15 protein-coding genes are annotated in these 16,121 nt (G+C 72.9%); 2 read left to right on the forward strand and 13 right to left on the reverse strand.

The genetic code is table 11. The annotated features are described in order from the left end of the window. Window positions 1-7: 7 nt before the first annotated feature. The 11 genes from AB0A63_RS20515 to AB0A63_RS20565 are packed head-to-tail and all read right to left on the reverse strand — an operon-like array spanning window position 8 to window position 10,087. The gene (locus AB0A63_RS20515) at window positions 8-856 is read right to left on the reverse strand and encodes an ester cyclase (RefSeq protein WP_360393484.1); all 849 of its coding nucleotides are present in this window, start codon (window positions 854-856) and stop codon (window positions 8-10) included. Further along, window positions 847-1,290 (reverse strand): phosphopantetheinyl transferase, encoded by a 444-nt coding sequence (locus AB0A63_RS20520; protein ID WP_360393487.1) that lies wholly within the window; start codon window positions 1,288-1,290, stop codon window positions 847-849. The genes AB0A63_RS20515 and AB0A63_RS20520 overlap by 10 nt, the downstream gene beginning before the upstream one ends. After that, the gene (locus AB0A63_RS20525; RefSeq protein WP_360393490.1) at window positions 1,287-2,201 is read right to left on the reverse strand and encodes an ACP S-malonyltransferase; all 915 of its coding nucleotides are present in this window, start codon (window positions 2,199-2,201) and stop codon (window positions 1,287-1,289) included. The genes AB0A63_RS20520 and AB0A63_RS20525 overlap by 4 nt, the downstream gene beginning before the upstream one ends. A gap of 51 nt (window positions 2,202-2,252) precedes the next feature. Further along, entirely contained in the window at window positions 2,253-3,134 is an 882-nt protein-coding gene (locus AB0A63_RS20530; RefSeq protein WP_360393493.1) for an alpha/beta hydrolase, read from the reverse strand. Further along, window positions 3,131-4,381, reverse strand: a complete 1,251-nt coding sequence (locus AB0A63_RS20535; protein ID WP_360393495.1) for an FAD-dependent oxidoreductase — start codon at window positions 4,379-4,381, stop codon at window positions 3,131-3,133. The genes AB0A63_RS20530 and AB0A63_RS20535 overlap by 4 nt, the downstream gene beginning before the upstream one ends. Beyond that, a complete protein-coding gene (locus tag AB0A63_RS20540) occupies window positions 4,378-5,106 on the reverse strand; it encodes a nitroreductase family protein (protein ID WP_360393498.1) in 729 nt (242 codons plus the stop codon). Before AB0A63_RS20540 ends, AB0A63_RS20535 begins: the two co-directional genes overlap by 4 nt. Next, window positions 5,103-7,376 (reverse strand): beta-ketoacyl-[acyl-carrier-protein] synthase family protein, encoded by a 2,274-nt coding sequence (locus AB0A63_RS20545; RefSeq protein WP_360393500.1) that lies wholly within the window; start codon window positions 7,374-7,376, stop codon window positions 5,103-5,105. Before AB0A63_RS20545 ends, AB0A63_RS20540 begins: the two co-directional genes overlap by 4 nt. A 46-nt stretch (window positions 7,377-7,422) precedes the next feature. Beyond that, window positions 7,423-8,496, reverse strand: a complete 1,074-nt coding sequence (locus AB0A63_RS20550; protein ID WP_360393503.1) for an aminomethyl transferase family protein — start codon at window positions 8,494-8,496, stop codon at window positions 7,423-7,425. Between the two features lie 7 nt (window positions 8,497-8,503). Next, entirely contained in the window at window positions 8,504-8,983 is a 480-nt protein-coding gene (gene fabZ / locus AB0A63_RS20555; protein WP_360393506.1) for a 3-hydroxyacyl-ACP dehydratase FabZ, read from the reverse strand. Next, window positions 8,980-9,285 carry a phosphopantetheine-binding protein gene (locus AB0A63_RS20560; RefSeq protein WP_360393509.1) on the reverse strand — a complete coding sequence of 102 codons (306 nt, stop codon included), beginning with the start codon at window positions 9,283-9,285 and terminating at the stop codon, window positions 8,980-8,982. Before AB0A63_RS20560 ends, fabZ begins: the two co-directional genes overlap by 4 nt. Before the next feature lie 55 nt (window positions 9,286-9,340). Beyond that, window positions 9,341-10,087, reverse strand: coding sequence for a 3-oxoacyl-ACP reductase family protein (locus AB0A63_RS20565; protein WP_360393512.1), 747 nt, complete (start codon window positions 10,085-10,087; stop codon window positions 9,341-9,343). Window positions 10,088-10,229: 142 nt separating this feature from the next. Here AB0A63_RS20565 and AB0A63_RS20570 point away from each other — a divergent pair, with 142 nt between their 5' ends. Then, the gene (locus AB0A63_RS20570; protein ID WP_360393515.1) at window positions 10,230-11,840 is read left to right on the forward strand and encodes an FAD-dependent monooxygenase; all 1,611 of its coding nucleotides are present in this window, start codon (window positions 10,230-10,232) and stop codon (window positions 11,838-11,840) included. A 210-nt stretch (window positions 11,841-12,050) separates the two neighbouring features. Here the strand turns inward: AB0A63_RS20570 and AB0A63_RS20575 are convergent, their stop codons facing one another. Both AB0A63_RS20575 and AB0A63_RS20580 read right to left on the reverse strand, forming a co-directional pair. Continuing rightward, window positions 12,051-13,526 carry an AfsR/SARP family transcriptional regulator gene (locus AB0A63_RS20575; RefSeq protein WP_360393518.1) on the reverse strand — a complete coding sequence of 492 codons (1,476 nt, stop codon included), beginning with the start codon at window positions 13,524-13,526 and terminating at the stop codon, window positions 12,051-12,053. Continuing rightward, window positions 13,523-14,743: a macrolide family glycosyltransferase gene (locus AB0A63_RS20580; RefSeq protein WP_360393521.1), complete on the reverse strand. Its 1,221-nt coding sequence runs from the start codon at window positions 14,741-14,743 to the stop codon at window positions 13,523-13,525. Before AB0A63_RS20580 ends, AB0A63_RS20575 begins: the two co-directional genes overlap by 4 nt. 247 nt (window positions 14,744-14,990) lie before the next feature. On the opposite strand from AB0A63_RS20580, the gene AB0A63_RS20585 reads away from it, so the two are divergent. Beyond that, window positions 14,991-16,100 (forward strand): DegT/DnrJ/EryC1/StrS family aminotransferase, encoded by a 1,110-nt coding sequence (locus tag AB0A63_RS20585; RefSeq protein ID WP_360393524.1) that lies wholly within the window; start codon window positions 14,991-14,993, stop codon window positions 16,098-16,100. Window positions 16,101-16,121: the final 21 nt, after the last annotated feature.

Genomic DNA, 16,121 nt, shown 5'->3' on the forward strand with positions numbered 1-16,121 from the left:
GGAGAAGTCAGAACAGGGGGTCGGGGGTCGGGGTGGTGCCGCACGCGCAGGTCCTGCCCGCGCCCGCGTCGACCATCTCCTCGCAGTCGGGGCAGCGCAGGTGGAAGCTCTCCCGCTCCAGCACCCACACGCTGGTGTACGCGCCGGTGCACAGGCCGCCGCGGAAGAACTTCCGCAGGGACCGCTGGTGCGGCCGGGCGTGCACGGCGCGGACCGACTCCGGGCGGTCGAAGGCGCTGATCGTGTACTTGCGGGCGCCGATCTCGAACGTGCTCATGCCGAGGAAGCCCTTGGAGGCGCGCATCGACTTGACCACCTCGGTGCTGAGCAGGTCGACCTCCGCGCCCTCGACGTCGTCGCGGACGTCCAGGTAGGTGAACGTCAGCACCCGCGGGTAGTCGGTTCTGTCCACTGTGGTGCGTGCGCTGATGCCGTACTCCTGCACCTCGTCGTGGCTGAGCAGGAAGCGCGCCGTGTGGCCGAGCGACGAGGCCAGGGCGACCCGGTCGAAGTGACGCCGCACGCGCACCGCGCCGTCCACGACGGTCAGCACGTCCACGCCGTCCACCCGCGCCGCACCGCCCGTGCCCGGTATCCCGAGGTAGGGGGCGCGGTGCGTGCCGGTCAGGGTCCAGGTGAGCACGGCGGTGCCGCCCGCGTCGGCGGCCGGTGCGAAGTCGAGCACCAGGTCCGGGAACCGGGTCAGCACGGCCTCGACGTGCGCGACGAGGTCCGCGCCCGCCACCGGCTCCGGGGTGTCCGGGTCGGCAAACTCCGCCACCGCGCCGGCGATGGCGGCGGCGTCGCGCTCGCGCCAGGCCGCTGCCCACCGCACGGCGGTCTCGATCAGGTCCATGCGGTCACCGCTTCCAGGTCGTGGTCCTCGGCCAGCCGGGCGGAGGTCAGCGCCACCGCGAACGCCAGGTCGGCGGTGTGGCTCACGGAGACCCGGACGCGGGTGCCCGGCGCCTCCCTGCCGTCCAGCGGGCCGATCAGGCGCACACCCGGCGGGTGACCGTGCAGGCAGGCCGCCGTGCGGCTGCAGAGGGGAGCGGGCAGCGGCAGCACCTCCACCGCACCCAGGTTCTCCGCGGTCACGGGCTCGTCCAGCAGGCGCAGCACGGCGTACTTGGCCGCGAGCCGGCCCGCCCAGTGCTGCAGGGTGCGGCCGGCGCCGGACCGCAGCCGTTCCGGGCGGGTGAACACGACCTCCAGCGGCATCGGCTCGACCAGCTGCCACGGCGCGGTCAGCTCGCCGAAGGCGACCGCGGCGCTGCCCCACCCGGTCATGCCGCGGGCTCCGGGCGGCGCAGCCTGCGCACGGCGGCCGGGTCGGCCATGCTGACGCAGCCGGTGCCGACGCCGCGGAGCAGTCCGGTGAGCACCTTGCTGTCGCCGACCTCGACCAGCGTCTCAGCGTCGGCGAGCACGCGCATGGTCTCCGTCCACCGCACCCGTTCCGTGAACTGAGCGATCAGGGCGTCCACAATGGTCGGCAGGTCCGTGGTGGGTTCGGCGGTCGTGTTCGGGACCACCGGGACGCGCGGCGAGCGCATCGGTGTCGCGCGCACCGCCTCGGCCCAGCCGTCCAGCGCGCCCGCCATCAGCGGCGAGTGGAACGCGTTGCTCACCTTGAGCGCCACCACCTTGCGGGCGCCGGCCGCCGTGGCCAGCGCGACGAGCCGCTCGACGGCGGCGGTCGCGCCGGAGACGACGGTGTGGTCCGGCGCGTTCTCCAGACCGACGACCAGCGGCTCGTCCGGCCCTGCGGCCTCGGCGGCCAGCTCCTCCACCCGGTGCGGTGTCAGCCCCAGCACGGCCGTCATGCCACCGGTGTCCGGCAGGTCGGCCATGAGCCGGGCGCGGACGGCGACCAGGCGCAGCGCGGTGTCGGCGTCGAGCACGCCCGCCGCGCACAGCGCGCTGATCTCACCGACGCTGTGCCCGGCGACGACGTCCGGCTCCACGCCGCGGTCCCGCAGGACCGCGAGCGCGGCGAGGTTGCACGCGGTCACGGCGGGCTGCGCGTGCAGGGTGTCGACGAGCCTGTCCAGCGGCCCGCGGGCGCACAGCTCCGACACCGGTTCGGGCAGCAGCTCGTCGGCGCGCGCGACCACCGCCGCGCCCACCGGGTCGCGGCGCAGCCAGCCGCCCATGCCGATCCGGACCGTTCCCTGGCCGGGGAACACGAAGCCGATCACCTGCGCACCTCCAGTCCTCTGCGCTGCCCTTGCCGACGAGCCGGGTGCCGGTCAGAGCCGGCGCCGCCGGGACGGCACCGCCGCGGCCTTCTCGGTGCCCAGGAAACCCAGCAGCAGCTTGGTGACGATCTCCGGCTGGTCCAGCGGGATCCAGTGGCTGGCGTCCTCGACGCGCTCATAGCGCCACGAGCCCTTGACGAACTTCACCGAGCCCGTCATGCCCTCTTCGAGCAGCGCCTTGTCCCCCGTGGACCAGATGCCGAGGGTGGGCGCGAGCACGGGCGGGAAGTTGCCCTCCACGCGCAGTTCGGACTCGGGGGAGCGGTTGGCGCGGTACCAGTTCAGCGCCGCGGTGAGCGCACCCGGCTTGGCCAGCTCGCGCGGGTAGCGCTGGTGGTCGCCCTCGCCGCCCATGATCTCCTTGAACAGCCGCCACCCGTTGCGCCGCAACAACTGCTCGCTCACGCCGGGGAACTGGTAGAAGAGCATGTACCAGCTGGCCTTGCGCTGCTCGATCGACGGCGTGCTGAACACACCGGGGTGCCCGACCGACAGCACGGCGAGGTGGTCGACGCGGCGCGGCATCAGGAACGCGTACATCCACGCGATGGCGGCGCCCCAGTCGTGTCCGACGATGTGCGCCTTGGGGATGCCGAGGTGCTGCGTCAGCGCCACGACGTCGTTGACGATCGTGCGCATGTCGTACGCCTCGACCTCCTGCGGCTTGCCCGACTCGCCGAAGCCGCGCAGGTCGGGTGCGATGACCCGGAAGCCCGCCTCGACCAGCGGGTCGATCTGGTGCCGCCACAGGTAGTGCGAGTCGGGGAAGCCGTGCAGCAGCACGACCGGGTCGCCCTCTCCCTTGTCCACGTAGGCGATGTCGATGCCGTTGACGTGTGCCGACCCGGTCAGCAGGGTGTCCTTGACGCTCATGCCCTCTCCCTGAACAGCCTCTCGGCGAAGAACTCGCTGAACCCGAACTCCGGCACGTCCTCTGGCGGGACCATGTTGAGCAGGCCGGTCACCGACGCGGCGAAGTTGTCCGCCATCAGCTCGCGCGCCCGGCGCCGGCGCTCGGCCGCGACGGGACCGAACTCGCAGTGCAGCTTGGCGATGATGTCCGCGCCGAAGTGCAGCCGGTCCATCCGGAACTTCCGCTCGGCCAGGTACCCCTCGAAGGCCGCGGGGGACCAGTCGTCGCCACCGGTCAGCACCTCGCACACGGCACGGGTGTCGCGCAGGCTGCACGACAGGCCGGTGCCGAGCACGGTGTCGGCGTTGCCCGCCTCATCCCCGACGAGCACCACGCCGTCCATGACGATCGGCTGCTCGGGGAACATCGCGACCGACGGCCACAGCTTGAGCGGCCCGATCGGTGTCGCGGCGGTGTAGACGGCCTTGCCGCGGTCGGGCAGCGACGCCAGCTCGAAGTCCGCGATGAACCGCTTCTCACCCTCCGGGCCCTGGTAGAGCTTCCGGTTGGCGGTGGGGAAGTTGATGTAGAGCCGCGCGTTGCCGTCGCCCTGCGGGAACACCATGAACATCTTCTCGTCCTCGGTGCCCATCGCCTGCACGTCCATCGGCCAGTCGTCCAGGCCGGTGACCCGCAGCCCGCCGCCCCAGTGGTGCACCGAGGTCGCCATGGACACGCCGACCTGGCGGCCGACCGTGCAGCCGCGGCCGGTGGCGCCGATGACGATGCGCGGCTTGGCCAGGTGTTCCTGCCCCGCGTGGGTCCAGCGGACCTCCGGGCTGGTTCCGGCGGTGACCTGGACCCGCTGCGCGCCCATGACCACCTCCGCGCCGCCGTCCTCCGCCTGCTCGGCCATCAGCGCGCAGACCTCGTGGTGCGGGAACGACATGGGGCCGCCGACACCGGGCACGAACCGCGTCATGTCCACGGTCTCCGCCTCGGCCGGGTCGACCGTCTCGTCCCACTGCGTCCACTCGCGGATCTCCCACGCGCCGCCGAGGCCGAACGCCTCCTCGACGCCCAGCGTCTGCGCCTCACGCAGGCCCCACGGCGCGATCCACTCACCGCGCACGATGTCCCGGTAGGTCTCCTGCTTCTCCAGCAGCACCACGGACAGGCCGTTCTGCACGAGGTTGGCCGCGGCGGACGCGCCCGCGATACCGCCGCCCACCACGACGACGTCGACTCCGGTGTGCTCGACGGTCATGCCTGCCACCTCTCCCAGGACGTGCGTTCCTTGGCCGGAACCCGCTTGGCGGGGCGGAAGTCCGTGCCGATCGTGTAGGCGACCGGTACCAGGCAGACCTGGGTGACACCGGCGGGAATCCCGAGCAGCTCGCCCACCTGCCGCTCGAACGGCAGGTGCATGCACGTGATCGTGCTGCCGAGCCCGCGGCTGCGCAGGGCCAGCTGGAACGACCAGACCGCGGGGAAGATCGAGCCGTAGAAGTTGCTGGCCCGCATGGCCCCGATCCGCACACCCTCCTGCCAGGTGCCGAGGTTGCGGGTACCGGTGGAGCCGAGCCACTCGGCGTCGATCGCGCCGATGTCCGGCGGACGGCCGAGCACGCACGGGATCACCAGCGCCGGCACCCTGGCGATGGTCTCGGCCAGTGCGGCCGCCGAGGCGTTGTTCTTCCTCATCTGCGGGTTGTTGCGGCGGCGCCCGGAGCGCGTCCACACCTCTTTCTGGTGGAACTGCCAGGAGATGTCGAACAGCTCCGCCAGCTGGTCCTTCACCGCCTGCTCGGTGATCACCACCCAGCGCCAGTTCTGCTGGTCGTTCGCGGTCGGGGCCTGGACGGCGATCTCCAGCGCCTCCTCGATCACCGCGCGCGGCACCGGCCGGTCGAGGTCGAGCCGGCGGCGCACCGACCGGGTGGTGGTGAGCAGCCGGTCGGTCTCCAGCACGTCGAAGGGCAGGCCGGTCACACCGCACCCAGCAGGGTTCCTCCGCGCACCGAACCGGGCGCGGCGCTGAGCACGAGTGCCTTGGCCGGCCTGGCCGGCAGCTCGGGCTTGGTGACGTAGGACTCGACCGTGCCGGCGCGGGGGCTGGTCAGCCCCGCGATGGCCGGTGCGACGCCGTCGCGCAGCGCGAGCGCGGCCAGCGCCAGGTTCAGCGCGCCGGTGGCCGCTCCCGCGTCACCGGTCAGTCCCGCGGTGGCGGTGAGCCGGGCGGACGGGACGGCGCCGAGCACCGCGCCCGCCTCCGCCTCGTCGGTCGCGCTGCCGGTGGCCGCACCGACCACCAGGTCCACGCCGTCGGTGGGCAGCGCGGCGATGGCGCGTTCCACCAGGGCCTGCTCGTCGTCCGCTCCGGCGCTCGCGTGGGCGCTGCTCAGCACCCGCGCGTACGGGGTCGCGCCCCTGGCGGCGGCGTGCGCGGCCGACTCGACGACCAGGGCCACCGACGCCGACGCGGACGCCTCGCCCGAGTTGCGGTCGTAGGGATCGACCTGCGCGCCGTCGCCGGGCTGCGGTGACTCGTCGGCGGCGACCACGACCACCACGTCCGCCTTGCCGGACCGGATGATCTCCACCGCGCAGTCCAGCGCGATGGACGCCGACGCGCCGCCGTTGCAGATCGTCGTGGTCGGGCCGCGCAGGCCCAGGGTCTGGCACACCGCGCCGCCGGTGGCGTTGAGCACCACGTTGGAGAAGCTGAGCACGGCGGGCTTGTTCGGGTTGGCCAGCACGCTCTCGTCGAACCCGCCGGTGCTCTCCACCGAGCCCGCCGCGGTGGCGAAGACGACGCCCACGTTGTCCAGGGCGGCGCGGGGCAGCTTCAGCCCGGCGTCCTCCCAGGCCAGCCGGGAGGCGGCGATCGCCATGCGGGACAGGTGGTTCATGTGCCGCCACAGCGAGCGCGGCGCGAACGTGCGGCCCTCCAGCGACGGCTCCGCGCCGACCGCGGTGCGGCCGTTGGCGACCGCCTCGGCGACCTCGGCGATGCCGGTGCCCAGACCGGTGACCGGTCCGAGGCCGGTGAGGACGACCTCGGTGGCCGGCAGCTCGTCGTACTCGCGCGGGCCGCCGGGGCGGCGCAGCACGAGCGAGGCGTTGTTGCCGCCGAACGCGTAGTTGTTGGACACCACGACGTCCATGTGCAGCGGACGCGCGGTGTTCGGCACGAAGTCCAAAGTGGACTCAGCAATCGCCTCGTCGGTGAACCCGATGGTGGGCGGCGCGGTCGCGGTGCGCAGGGCCAGCACGCTGGCCACCGCCTCGACCGCACCCGCCGCGCCCAGCGTGTGCCCGATGAAGCTCTTGATGCTGCTGGTCGGCACCTGAGGCGCCCGCTCGCCGAACACGGCGCGCATGACCTTCTTCTCCATGGCGTCGTTGGCGGGCGTGCCGGTGCCGTGCCCGTTGACGTAGTCCACCGCGTCGGTGTCGAGACCGGCGTCGGCGAGAGCCCTGCGCATGGCCGTGATGCCGCCGCGGCCGGTCGGGTCCGGTGCGGTGGCGTGGTAGGCGTCGGCGGACAGGCCGTAGCCCGCGACCTCCGCCAGCGGCTCCGCACCCCTGGCCAGCGCGTGGTCCAGCGCCTCCACGACCAGGAAAGCCGCGCCCTCACCCAGGTTCAGGCCGTCCGAGCGGCTGTAGGGGCCGCACGGGCGGGCGCTGAGGGCCTGCAGGCCCGCGAACCCCGCGTAGGTGCCGAACAGCAGCGGGTCGACGCCACCGGCGAGCACCACGTCCGCCTCACCGGTGAGGATCTTGTCCTTGGCCAGGCCGACCGCGTTGCCGCCCGCCGCGCACGCGGTCGAGACCAGGACGCGCGGGCCGGTCATGCCCAGCTTGCCCGCGATGACGTCACCGGTGGCGTGCATGGGCTGGTAGCCGCCCGCCGCGGTCGGGGTGGCCTGGCACTTGCCGAGGACCAACCCGAACCGCTCGCCGGGCAGCTCCGCGGGCGTGGCCGCGCCCAGCCCCGCCCTGCTGACCGCCTGCCGGGCGGCGACGAGGGCGAGCCGGGCCGTGCGGTCCAGCCCGGTGTCCTCGGCCGGCAGCTGCGCGTCGATCCACTCGTCGGGCACCTGGCCCGCGAACCTGGCCTCGAACGCGGCGAACCGTTCGTCGTCCACGGCGGTGATGCCGCCCGCGCCGGCGGTGAGCCGGGCCCAGAACTCCTCCGGGTCCCTGCCCGCCGCGCAGATCACCCCGACTCCGGTGATGACCACTGGCCGCAGCGCCATGCTCGCTCCTCCTCGCAAACCCCGGGCGACCGCTCGGGGGACCAGATCAGATGATCGGGGTGCTCCAGCTCTTGGGCGTGACGTACGGGCTGGTCAGCGTGACGACCTCGGTGTCGCCGACGGTGACCGTGAGCCCGGCTGCGGCCAGGTCCGGCGGCAGCCGCAGCAGGCCGAGGGAGGACTTCAGCCCGATGCTGTGCACGGCGTGGACGACCTCGCCGATCTTCTCCCCGCCCACGGTGACCGGCGTGCCCGGCGCGGGCACCTCGGTGCCGCCGGAGAAGCCGACGGTGCGGCGCTCGGCCGTGCCCTCGAAGGCGGCCACGACGGCGGCACGTCCGACGAACTCGTCCTTGGTGATGTCCACCAGCCAGCCCGCGCCCATCTCCAGCACGTCGACGCCGTCGCCCGCCTCGTGGCGCACGACCGGCTGCCGCACCTCCAGCATCGCCAGCTCCACGGCGTCCTGACCGGCGGGCACGGCGTGCTCCAGCGCCTTGGTCCACAGCCGCTCTGCCGACTCGCGCGGCACCAGCACCTTGTACCCGTACTCGCCCGTCACACCGGTGCGGGCGAAGAGGATGTCCACGCCGTCCCACTGGCTGTCCACAACGGACTCGAACGGCAGCGCGGCCAGCTCGCCGTCGATCAGCCGGCCGACCACGCCCCACGCGTACGGGCCCTCCAGGCCGAAGAGCGCGTACTCGTCCGTGCGGTCGGTGATCTCCACGCCGGGCTCGGCGTGTGCGCGCAGGTGCTCCAGCAGCCGCGTGCCCGCGCCGGTGGAGGACTCCAGCAGCAGGCCGTCCTCCCGGCCCCACACCACGACCTGGTCCACGACGGTGCCGTCCTCGGCGAGCACCAGGCTCGTCATGCAGCGCTCGGCGGTCAGGTACTCCACGTCGCGCGCCAGCACCTTCTGCGCGAAGTCGACGGCGGCGCCGCCGGAGAGCTCGATGATCCGCTCGCCGGACAGGTCCAGCAGGGCGGCCCGCTCCCGGATCGCCTCGTACTCGGCGTCGAGCGTGCTGAACCGGAGCGCGACCTCGGCGTCCAGGACGGTGCCGTGCGCGGTGCCCTCGGGGTGCGCGGCCTTCACCGGCGACGTCAGGGATTCCATTGGCGTGTCAAACCTTTCCGGTAGGGCTGGTGGCTGCCGGGTCGGCGATGGTGATGGTGCCCTCGGCGGCGATCTGGCCGTCGACCCTGGCGCTCACCTTGAACTCGCTGAAGCCGCGGGCTCCCGCCGTGCGGTCGGCGGTGATGACGAGCTGGTCACCCGGCACGACGGGGCGGCGGAACCGCATCGACCGCACGCCCGCGAGGTAGCCGATCGGCCCCGCGCCGGCGAGGGCGAACACCACGCCGGCGAGCTGGGCCATCGCCTCGACGACGATCACGCCCGGAAGCACGGCCGCGCTCGGGAAGTGCCCCTGGAACCACATCTCCGTGGCCGCGACGTTCTTGATCCCGACCGCGCCGACGCCGGGCTCGACCTTCTCGACCCGGTCGATCAGCAGGAAGGGCCACCGGTGCGGCAGGACCTCCCGGAGCTGGTCGTTGGTCAGCGACGTCCCCGCACGCACGGGCTCCCGGGTCGTGGTCATGCCGAACCGGTCGAGGCCTGCTCGGCCAGTGCCGGGTTCACGTGGTCGGCCAGGCGCGACACCGAACCGAACACCGACATGTCGCTGTCGTAGAGGGCGACGCCGAACTCGGCCTCGATCGCCACGTACAGCTCCAGCACGTCGAGGCTGTCGAGCTCCAGTCCGCGGCCGAACAGCGGCTGGTCGTCGGTGATCCACGCGGGCTCGATCGGCAGGTCGAGCCGAGAGACGATCATCTTCTTGATCTGGGCGCACGTGTCGTGCCGGGCGGCCGCCGTGGCGCGCAGTTCGTCGAGGGTCACGCTTGTCCTTCCGTCCGCTGGGTTGTCCGGCTCGGGGGTGTTCCGGCCCGGGGGATCAGCCGAGCCCGCCGCCGTTGGCGACGAACGTCTCGCTGGTGATGTAGGACGCCTTGTCGGAAGCCAGGAACGTGACCAGGTTCGCGATCTCCTCCGGGCGGCCCATGCGGCCGAGCCGGATGCGCGAGGAGTAGTCGTCGCGCAGCTTCGCGGGGATGACCTTGGTCATGTCGGTCTCGACGAACCCCGGCGCCACCACGTTGACGCGCACGCCGTGCGGAGCGGCCTCGTAGGACAGCGCCTTGGTGAACGCGATGATCGCGCCCTTGGACGCGACGTAGTTCGTCTGGCCGGGGAAGCCGCCGTCCAGGCCGCTCGCGGAGCTCAGCGTCACGATCGCCCCGCGCCGCTGGTGCTGCATGATGCGCATCGCCTCGCGGCAGGCCAGGAACGTGCCGTGCACGTTGATGTCCATCGTCTCGCGGAACGTGGCGCTGCTCATCGCGACCAGATGCCGGTCCCGCGTCACGCCCGCGCTGGTGACCAGCACGTCGAGCCGGCCGTGCTCGGAGCGCACGGAGCGGAACAGCTCGCGCACCGCGTCCTCGTCGGTCACGTCGGCCCGCACCGCGCTCGCGCTGCCGCCGTTCTGCTCGACCTGCGCGACAAGTTCCTCGGCCTGCTCCTCCGAGCGGGAGTAGTTGACCACGACGTGCACGCCGTGGGCCGCCAGGTCGACCACGACGGCCCGCCCGATCCCGCGCGAGCCGCCGGTGACCACGGCGACCGATCCTTCGGCGAACATGGTGCCCCCTCACGTTGTCCAAGGCTTGCCCGCTGTGCACGCCGTCGTTCGGCGCAACGCTACTGACCTGCGACTTCAGTGCTCTATCACTTCGATATCCGCCTCCTTGACGTCCCCGCGGCGGTGTCGCAGGCTCCTGCTCATGGCTGACTTCGAGGTCGACGTCCTGATCGTGGGTGGTGGCCCGGTCGGCCTCGCCGCGTCGATCGAGTGCTCCCGCAACGGGTTGACGTCACTGCTGGTGGAGCGGCACCAGGGGACGTCGATCTTCCCCAAGGCGCGCCTGGTGTCCACCCGCACGATGGAGCTGGTGCGGGCGTGGGGAGTGGGGGAGGAGGTCGAGCGCGCCGGACTGCCGCGCGAGGACAGCCTGGCCGTCGGCGTCGGCTCCTCGCTGACCGCGGACGACTTCCACCGCGAGGTCGCCCCGCTCGCCGAGGACGCGCCGCACAGCCCCACGTACACCTACATCTGCGCGCAGGACAGGTTCGAGGTGGTGCTGCGCGGCCTGGCCGAGCGCTCGCCCGGTGCGGACGTCCGGTTCGCCACCACCCTCACGTCACTGGAGCAGGACGAGTCCGGTGTGGACGCCGTGGTCGAGTCCGCCTCCGGCCGCGCCACCGTGCGCGCCCGCTACGCCATCGCCGCGGACGGCGGGCGCAGCACCGTGCGCGAACGGCTCGGCATCGGCGTCGAAGGCCCGCCACCGCTCGGACACATGATCAGCATCATGTTCGACGCCGACCTGGTGCCGTTGCTGACCGGCAGGATGTGCGCGCTGTACTTCATCCGCAGCGCGATCCCGTGCGCGGTGGAGGCGGTGGACAACCAGCGGCGCTGGATCATCCAGACCGGTTACGACCCGGCGGAGGGTGGCAGCGAGGCCGACTTCACGCCCGAGTTCTGCGTGCAGGTGGTGCGCGAGGCCGTCGGCGTGCCGGACCTGGACGTCGAGCTGGTCGGCGTGATGCCGTGGCTGCAACAGGCGGTGACCGCGACGCGCTTCCGCTCGGGCCGGGTGTTCCTGGCGGGCGACTCGGCGCACGTGTCGACGCCGCAGGGCGGGTTCGGGATGAACTGCGGCATCCAGGACGCGCACAACCTGGTGTGGAAGCTGGCGGCGGTGGTGGCGGGCACGGCCGGCGAGGCCCTGCTCGACACCTACGACGCCGAGCGCCACCCGATCGGCGAGCGCACCGTCGGCGAGAGCCTGGCGAACGCCTTCATCACGTTCCAGATGATGGAGGGCAAGCTGTCCATGAAGGAGGCCATCGCGCAGCAGGCGGGCCGGCGCAGCTGCGAGGGCCTGGTACTCGGCTTCCACTACGACTCCGCCGCCGTCGTACCGGACGGCACCGGCGCACCGGTGGTCGAGGACCCCTACCGGACCTACGTCCCGACCGCGCGACCGGGCCACCGCGCGCCGCACGTGCCGCTGACCAGGGGTGCGGAGGTGTTGTCCACATTGGACCTGTTCGGCGCGGGGTTCGTCCTGCTCACCCCGGCGGGCAGCGGCTGGGCGCAGGCGGCGAAGGAGGCCGGCTCCCGGACCGGCGTGGCGATCAGCGCGGTCGAGGTGTCGGCCGACGGTTCGACCGCGGTGGTGTCACCGGACTGGGCCACGGTCTACGGCGTGGGGGCGGCAGGTGCGGTGCTGGTGCGGCCGGACGGGCACGTGGCCTGGCGCAGCACGGACACCGCGTCGACGGACGCGCTGTCAGTGGCGGTGGACGCCGTTCTCGCACGTGGTTGACCGGCCCACTGGCCGGAGTGGTGCTGCCCGCCGCGCGGTGTGGCGGGCAGCACCGGTCAGGCGGGCACGTCGCGCGGTTTGGCGCGCCGCGCCGTTCAAGCGAGCATGCCGCGCGGTTGGCGGGCGGTACCGGTCAGGCGGGCACGTCGCGAGGTTGGCGGGTGGCACCAGTCAAGCGGGCACGTCGCGCGATTCGACGGGCCGCACCGGTCACGCGGGCACGCCGGTCAGCCAGCGGCGGTCCTGGCGGTGCGGTGCCGGCCGGACGCCCGCCGCCGCGCGGCGCAGCGGCAGCGGGAAGCCGTCCGCCGAGCCGACGATCCTGCTCGCCTCACCGCGTTCCTCCGCCACCCAGTCGTTCCCGAGCAGCATGGTCAGCAGCTGCCACGACTCGTCCGCCGTCAGCGGCTCCAGGAACGCCCGGTGCGCGCCCTGACGGGCGACCAGTTCGTCCATCGGGTGCCTGCTGGTGACGATGGCCCTGGTGTGCGCGCCGCTGGGCAGCAACGGCCGCACCTGGGCGTGGTCCACCGCACCGTCCAGCACCACCAGCACCCGCTTGTGCGACACCGTGCTGCGGTACAGCGCGACCTTCTCACCCGGATCGTCCGGAATGGACGCCGCGGGCACGCCGAGCGCCCGCAGGAACCGGTCGAGCACCACGGCCGGCGGCACCGGGCGGCCGAAGTCGTCCACCAGCTCGGAGTGCAGCTGCCCGTCCGGGAACCGGTCGAGGCGGTGGTGCGCCCAGCGCAGCGCCAGCGCCGTCTTGCCCACCTCACCGGGGCCCGACAGCACGACCACGCCCGGCACGTCGGTGCCCGGCGCGAGGGCGGCGTCCAGCCCGGCCAGCTCGGCCGACCGGCCGGCGAACGGCAGGACCTGGCGCGGCAGCTGGGACGGTGCCACCGCCGGCACCTCGACGCGGACCGGCGCGAGCAGCGCCGGCGCGTCGCGCAGCACCTGCTCGTGCAGCTCCCGCAGCTCCGGACCGGGCTCCAGGCCGATCTGCTCGATCAGCACCCGCCGGGCGTCCTGGTAGGTGCGCAGCGCGTCGGCCCGCCGGCCCGACCGGTACTGGGCCAGCATCAGCTGCGCCCGCGCCCGTTCGCGCAGCGGGTGTTCCGCCACCACCGCGGCCAGGTCCTTGCCGACCCGGTGGTGCAGCCCGAGCCGCAGCTCCAGCTCGGCGCACGCCTCCACCGCGTCCAGTCGCGCCGACTGCAGCGACACCGCCTCCGCGCGCAGACCGGGCAGGTCCTCGAACGGCACACCGCGCCACAACCCCAGCGCCTCGCGGTACAGCGCCGCGGCGCCCGCCACGTCACCGCTCGCCGCGCGCGGCCGGGCCCTGCCGACGAGTCCGTTGAACCGCAACCAGTCCACGGAGTCCTCGTCCAGCCGCGCCACGTAGCCGGGGCTCGCGGTGTCGACGGCCCTGCCCGACTCGCCGAGCGCCCGCCGCAGCCGGGACACGCAGATCGCGATCTGCCCGCGTGCGCTGGCCGGCGGGTCGCCGTGCCACACCGCCTCGATGAGCCGGTCCACGCTGACCACGCGGTTGGCGTCGAACAGCAGCCGTGCCAGCACCGCGCGCTCGCGGGGACCGCCCACCCGCACTTCGACGCCGGCGCGCAGGAACCGGATCGGGCCCAGCACGCCGAACTCGACAGGGGCGGGGGTCAACGCGACCGCGCCAGGTGCGTCTCGACCTCGTCGGCGGCGCGCGCCGCACCGCCCGCCTCCGCGACGGCTTTGCGCATGAGGTCCGACCTGGCCGCGATCTCCTGGTCACCGAGCACCGACGTGACCGCGTCGACCAGCACCTCGGGCGTGAGGCCGGCGGGGTCGAGCACGGTGCCGAGGCCCAGTTCGCGGACCCGCCACCCGGTGGGCCGGTCGAGCGCGGAACCGGGCACGCACACCATCGGCGTGCCGGACCGCAGTGCCTCCATCACTGTGCCCATGCCGGCGTGGGTGACGCACAGGGCCGCGTGCTCCAGCACCGCCACGTGCGGCACGAAGTCGTGCACCTCGACGTTGGGCGGCAGGTCGCCGAGCGAGGCGCGGTCCACACCGCCGCCGGTGGTCATCACCGCGTGCCACGGCCGGCCGCGGAACGCTTCGACGCACGTGCGGAAGAAACCCTCGTCCTCGTTGAACACCGCGCCGAGCGACACCAGCACCACGGGCAGGTCGCCGGCGGGCGGCGTCCACGTCCCGAGGAAGCCGCGGTCGCCGACGCACGGCCCGACGAACGCGAACCGCTCGTCGAAGGTCTCACCCGCGTACTGGAACTCCCGCGGCACGGTGACCAGGCTCAGCGGCGGCACCTCGAACCACACCTCGTGCGGCGCGGCGGCCACCCCGTAGCGGGCGCACAGCGCGCCGATGCGCCCCATCGTGGTGGCGACCCACTCGGGCATCTCCCTCGGCCGTTCCCGGGCCGGCTGCTCCGCGGCGTCGGACTCGGGGTTGTACATGGCGTTGAGGAAGGAGAAGTGCTCGTTGGAGGCGAACACCGGGATCACCTGCACGGCGGGGACGTCCCAGTGCCGGGCCAGCACACGGGCCCCGTGGAGCACCGAGGTGTCGTAGACCAGGCAGTCCGGCCGGTCGCCGTCGAGCTCGGCCGTCGCGGTGGCGAGCATGGCCTCGCTCTCGTCGAGCAGCACGCCCATCAGGTAGCCGGGATCGTTCGCCACGAGGGCGAAGTCGGCGTCGCGGTACCGGGACGGGTAGGTCACGACGGTGGCGCCCGCCTCGGCGGCGATCTCCGCCATGCTCGGTGCAGTCAGGTAGGTGACCCGGTGCCCGCGCGCGGCCAGTTCGGTGACGACCGCGAGGTTCGGGATGACGTGCCCGTGGTCCGGGTGGCACATGAACAGGAAATGCCGCGACATTTGTCGTCCTCGCCCCGATTGTTGTGCTGGAATCCGGCGACCCTGCCGGGAGCGTGGTCACCGTAAAGCGACCGGAAGCGGCCTGGACACCCCTATCACTCCTGTTCCCCTGCCACGGACGAACGGGTCGCCGGTTGCCTCCAGGGGGTCGGTTCCAGCCACCCTGACCTGCAGATTAGGGGTTACCCCCTAGCCGGGGGCCAGACCTAGGCTGGCCGGGAAGCCGACCACAGCGAAAGGGCTGCCGATGGCCACGCTCGTCTGGGACTACTCGCGCGAATACGAAATGGAGCGCAAGGACATACTCGACGCGGTCGAGACCGTGTTCTCCTCCGGCAGGCTCGTCCTCGGGCCGAGCGTGTCGTCCTTCGAGGCGGAGTTCGCGGCCTACCACGGCGTCGCCCACTGCGTCGGCGTGGACAACGGCACGAACGCCCTCCGCCTGGCGCTCCAGGCGCTCGGCGTCGGCCGCGGCGACGAGGTCGTCACGGTGTCCAACACCGCCGCGCCGACCGTGCTGGCGATCGACGCCGTCGGCGCCACACCGGTGTTCGTCGACGTGGACCCGGACACCTACCTGATGGACGTCGCCCAGGTGGCTTCGGTGATCACGCCGCGCACCAAGGTCCTGCTGCCGGTGCACCTGTACGGCCAGTGCGTGGACATGGAACCGTTGCAGGAGCTCGCACGGCAGCACGGCCTGCTGGTGCTGGAGGACTGCGCCCAGGCGCACGGCGCGCGCCACCACGGCCGGGTGGCCGGGTCGATGGGCGACGCCGCCGCGTTCTCCTTCTACCCCACCAAGGTGCTCGGCGCCTACGGCGACGGCGGCGCGACGATCACGAACAACCCGGAGGTGGACGCGAACCTGCGCCGCCACCGGTACTACGGCATGGAGAAGACCTACTACGTCGTGGAGACGCCCGGCCACAACTGCCGGCTCGACGAGGTGCAGGCGGAGATCCTGCGCCGCAAGCTCGTCCGCCTGGACGACTACGTGGCGGCGCGGCAGGCGGTGGCCGCGCGGTACGCGGAAGCGTTGGCGGACACCGACCTGGTGCTGCCGTCGACCGCGCCGGGCAACACGCACTCGTACTACGTCCACGTGGTGCGCCACCCGCGGCGCGACGACATCCTGGAACGCCTGAAGGCGCACGACGTCCACCTGAACATCAGCTACCCGTGGCCGGTGCACACCATGACCGGGTTCGCACACCTGGGCTACGCCGAGGGCAGCCTGCCGGTGACCGAGCGGGTGGCCGGCGAGATCTTCTCGCTGCCGATGTACCCGTCGCTGCCCCAGGACACGCAGGAGCACGTGGTGGACGCGCTCAAGCAGGTGCTGGCGACGCTCTGACCGGGCCGGTGGCGGGCGGCA

The sequence above is a fragment of the Lentzea sp. NPDC042327 genome (genome assembly GCF_040647275.1).
In the GTDB taxonomy this organism is placed as follows: Bacteria; Actinomycetota; Actinomycetes; order Mycobacteriales; family Pseudonocardiaceae; genus Lentzea.

What these genes read in the sequence shown, in the direction of transcription:
- AB0A63_RS20515 (WP_360393484.1), bottom strand. Translation starts at nt 856, where the DNA reads ATGGACCTGATCGAGACCGCCGTGCGGTGGGCAGCGGCCTGGCGCGAG.
- AB0A63_RS20520 (WP_360393487.1), bottom strand. Translation starts at nt 1,290, where the DNA reads ATGACCGGGTGGGGCAGCGCCGCGGTCGCCTTCGGCGAGCTGACCGCG.
- AB0A63_RS20530 (WP_360393493.1), bottom strand. Translation starts at nt 3,134, where the DNA reads ATGAGCGTCAAGGACACCCTGCTGACCGGGTCGGCACACGTCAACGGC.
- AB0A63_RS20535 (WP_360393495.1), bottom strand. Translation starts at nt 4,381, where the DNA reads ATGACCGTCGAGCACACCGGAGTCGACGTCGTCGTGGTGGGCGGCGGT.
- AB0A63_RS20545 (WP_360393500.1), bottom strand. Translation starts at nt 7,376, where the DNA reads ATGGCGCTGCGGCCAGTGGTCATCACCGGAGTCGGGGTGATCTGCGCG.
- AB0A63_RS20550 (WP_360393503.1), bottom strand. Translation starts at nt 8,496, where the DNA reads ATGGAATCCCTGACGTCGCCGGTGAAGGCCGCGCACCCCGAGGGCACC.
- fabZ (WP_360393506.1), bottom strand. Translation starts at nt 8,983, where the DNA reads ATGACCACGACCCGGGAGCCCGTGCGTGCGGGGACGTCGCTGACCAAC.
- AB0A63_RS20565 (WP_360393512.1), bottom strand. Translation starts at nt 10,087, where the DNA reads ATGTTCGCCGAAGGATCGGTCGCCGTGGTCACCGGCGGCTCGCGCGGG.
- AB0A63_RS20570 (WP_360393515.1), top strand. Translation starts at nt 10,230, where the DNA reads ATGGCTGACTTCGAGGTCGACGTCCTGATCGTGGGTGGTGGCCCGGTC.
- AB0A63_RS20580 (WP_360393521.1), bottom strand. Translation starts at nt 14,743, where the DNA reads ATGTCGCGGCATTTCCTGTTCATGTGCCACCCGGACCACGGGCACGTC.
- AB0A63_RS20585 (WP_360393524.1), top strand. Translation starts at nt 14,991, where the DNA reads ATGGCCACGCTCGTCTGGGACTACTCGCGCGAATACGAAATGGAGCGC.